The organism is Geodermatophilus sp. SYSU D00700 (genome assembly GCF_054050255.1).
Window position 1 is genome coordinate 1 of sequence record NZ_JBJGZA010000072.1, and the last position, 3,571, is coordinate 3,571.

2 protein-coding genes are annotated in these 3,571 nt (G+C 73.5%); one reads left to right on the forward strand and one right to left on the reverse strand.

All coding sequences use genetic code 11. The annotated features are described in order from the left end of the window. Positions 1 to 145: 145 nt before the first annotated feature. Complete coding sequence (locus tag ACI79V_RS24265) at positions 146 to 1,138, reverse strand: type IV toxin-antitoxin system AbiEi family antitoxin domain-containing protein (protein WP_456893483.1); 993 nt, start codon at positions 1,136 to 1,138, stop codon at positions 146 to 148. 385 nt (positions 1,139 to 1,523) lie between these two features. Here ACI79V_RS24265 and dnaK point away from each other — a divergent pair, with 385 nt between their 5' ends. Continuing rightward, positions 1,524 to 3,398: a molecular chaperone DnaK gene (gene dnaK, locus ACI79V_RS24270; protein WP_456878121.1), complete on the forward strand. Its 1,875-nt coding sequence runs from the start codon at positions 1,524 to 1,526 to the stop codon at positions 3,396 to 3,398. Positions 3,399 to 3,571 lie beyond the last annotated feature (173 nt).

A 3,571-nucleotide genomic window follows, 5' to 3' on the forward strand; every position in this document is an offset into this window, starting at 1 on the left:
CCCCCCCCCCCCCCCCCCCCCCCCCCCACCCCCCCCCCCCCCCCCCCCCCCCCCCGCCCCCCCCCCCCCCCCCCCCCCCCCCCCCCCCCCCCCCCCCCCCCCCCCCCCCCCCCGCCCCCCCCCCCCCCCCCCACGGTGCGGGTGGTCACGCGGACCGTCGTCGACCCTGTGTCCGTGGCGTGGCGCTGAAGCGCCGGACGGTGGGTCCCGGCGCGGCCAGGAGGCGGGTGAGATCGGCTGCGACGGCCGGCCAGCGGTCGCCGAGGTCGGCGTCGGCGATCCGGACGACGCGGATGCCCAAGGCGCGGAGGTCGTCCTCGCGCCGCTTCTCGTCCCACAGGACCTGACCCGCGGACCGCTCGCGCCACGGGTCCGTGTACTTGACGCGACCGTCGAACTCGACCGCGACCGCGGCGTCGTCGAACCAGGCGTCGACGACGCCGACCAGCCGACCCTCGGTGCGGATCTCGACCTGCAGCTCCGAAGGCGGCAGTCCCGATCCGACGAGGCGCAGCCGTCCCCGGGTCTCCGGAGGCGACTCCGCGCGTCCGTCGGCCAGCACGATCGCCCGCCGGGCGCGGGGCGTACCCCGCCAGCAGTGCTGAGCCGCGACGACGCCGGACAGCTCCCGGTGCGTCGTCGCTCCGGCGAGCAGGGCGGCGTCCATCGCGACGACAGCGCGCTCGAGTGGCCACTCCCGAGCACAGTCGACGAGCGTGCGGGTCGTGGAGGTCAGGAGGAAGGGACCGCGCCGGACCACCTCCCCGGCGCTCAGCGGCGCACGGTTCATCCGGAACGTCGCGCTCGCCCGCCACTGGCCGGGGTCGGTCAGCCGGACGGTCCGGTCGAGGCCGTCCCACACGGGGAGTCCGAGGAGCCGCGCTGCCGAGCCGTGGCTGATCACGGTGTCCGGCCGGTCGAGGAACAGCAGGGCGGCCAGGCAGTCGGCAGCGTGCCGGCGCGCGCCGAGATCCCCCAGCCGCTCGGCGGTCGTGTGGACGCCCCGCCGCAGCCGCACCCACCTGCCGGTGGAGCACAGGGACCGGATCTCGTCGTGTCCGTATCCCGCGCGGCGGGCGTCGACGGTCGTGAACAAGCCGAACTGGCGCTCGGCCGCGGCGCGGAGGACGGGGTGCACCGGCCCAGCCTGGCGATGCCCTCCGCCCGGACGGCCGCCGCTCGGCGATCTGTGGACAGCCGGCGCGCGGGCCGGGTAGCCGCACCTCGCGGTGCCCGACCTCACTCCGCAGCGAGAGGTCGGGCACCGCGCGACGAAGGTGGTCGTCGCGCAGAGGAGGTCGGGCACCGCGCGACGAGCGCGGCGGCGCATCGGGGACGCGGGACTCCCGGGCGCCGAGTGTGACGCGGGTCACGGCGGATGGTCGTCCCCACCCTGGGAACACCGTCCGCAGGCGTGCCGTTAGGGTGGGCAGGAAAGTTGAGCGGACCCCGCGCAAGGCGGACGCCAACTCGCCGCACGACCCAGCAAGGCACCCGCACGCACACGAACAGGAGCCAGCTCCATGGCACGAGCGGTCGGTATCGACCTCGGCACCACCAACTCCGTCGTCACCGTCCTGGAGGGCGGCGAGCCGACGGTCATCGCCAACAGCGAGGGCTCGCGCACCACGCCCTCCGTCGTCGCCTTCGCCAAGAACGGCGAGGTCCTCGTCGGGCAGTCGGCCAAGAACCAGGCCGTCACCAACGTCGACCGCACCATCCGGTCGGTCAAGCGCCACATGGGCACCGACTGGAAGACCGGCGAGATCGACGGCAAGCGCTACACGCCGCAGGAGATCAGCGCCCGCATCCTGCAGAAGCTCAAGCGGGACGCCGAGACCTACCTGGGCGAGCCGGTGACCGACGCCGTCATCACCGTCCCCGCCTACTTCGAGGACGCGCAGCGCCAGGCCACCAAGGAGGCCGGTGAGATCGCGGGCCTCAACGTCCTGCGCATCGTCAACGAGCCGACCGCGGCCGCGCTGGCCTACGGCCTGGACAAGGGCGAGACCGAGCAGACGATCCTCGTCTTCGACCTCGGCGGCGGCACCTTCGACGTCTCGCTGCTGGAGATCGGCGAGGGCGTCATCGAGGTGAAGGCCACCGCCGGTGACAACCACCTCGGTGGCGACGACTGGGACGAGCGCGTCGTCAAGCACCTGGTGCAGACGTTCAACGCCCAGAACGGCATCGACCTGTCCAAGGACAAGCTGGCCATGCAGCGGCTCCGCGAGGCCGCCGAGAAGGCCAAGATCGAGCTGTCGGGTGCGCAGTCGACCAACGTCAACCTGCCCTACATCACCGCCGGGGCGGAGGGGCCGCTGCACCTCGACGTCACGATCACCCGGGCCGAGTTCCAGCGACTGACCCAGGACCTGCTCGACCGCGCCCGCGCGCCGTTCAACCAGGCCATCCGCGACGCCGGCGTCTCGGTCGCCGAGATCGACCACGTCGTCCTGGTCGGTGGCTCCACCCGGATGCCGGCCGTCACCGAGCTCGTCCGCGAGCTGACCGGTGGCAAGGAGCCCAACAAGGGCGTCAACCCCGACGAGGTCGTCGCCATCGGCGCCGCGCTGCAGGCCGGCGTCCTGAAGGGCGAGGTCAAGGACGTCCTGCTCCTCGACGTCACCCCGCTGTCCCTGGGCATCGAGACCAAGGGCGGCATCATGACCCGGCTCATCGAGCGCAACACCACGATCCCGACCAAGCGCTCGGAGATCTTCACGACGGCCGACGACAACCAGCCCTCCGTGCAGATCCAGGTGTTCCAGGGCGAGCGTGAGATGGCGATGTACAACAAGAAGCTCGGCATGTTCGAGCTGACCGGTCTGCCGCCGGCGCCGCGCGGCGTGCCGCAGATCGAGGTCGCCTTCGACATCGACGCCAACGGCATCGTGCACGTGTCCGCCAAGGACCTGGGCACGGGCAAGGAGCAGTCGATGACCATCACCGGCGGCTCGGCCCTCCCCAAGGAGGACATCGAGCGGATGATGCGCGACGCCGAGGCCCACGCCGAGGAGGACAAGCGCCGCCGCGAGGAGGCCGAGACCCGCAACCTGGCCGAGTCGCTGCAGTACCAGACCGAGAAGTTCCTCGCGGAGAACGGCGAGCGCATCCCGGCCGACAAGAAGGAGGAGCTCGGCGAGGCCCTGACCGAGCTGCGCTCCGCTCTCGGCGGCTCGGACATCGCCGCGATCAAGTCGGCCCAGGAGAAGGTCGCCCGCATCTCGCAGGAGGTCGGCGGGGCGCTCTACGCCCAGCAGGCCGAGGCCGGCGCGGCCGGCACCGGTGACGGTGCGCCGGGCGCGGCCGGAGGTGCTGCGGGTGCGTCGGCCCCGTCCGGGGACGACGACGTCGTCGACGCCGAGATCGTCGACGAGGACAGCGACCGCCGATGAGCCAGGGGGACGAGCAGCCGCGGGTCGTGATCCGTGACAAGCGGCGGATCGACCCCGTCAGCGGCGCGGTGCGGGGGGGGGGGGCGCGGGGGGCGGCCCGCGCGCCGCCCCCGCGCCCCCCCCCACCCCCCCCCCCCGGCGCGGCCGCGTGGCTCAAATACAACCACGCCCCG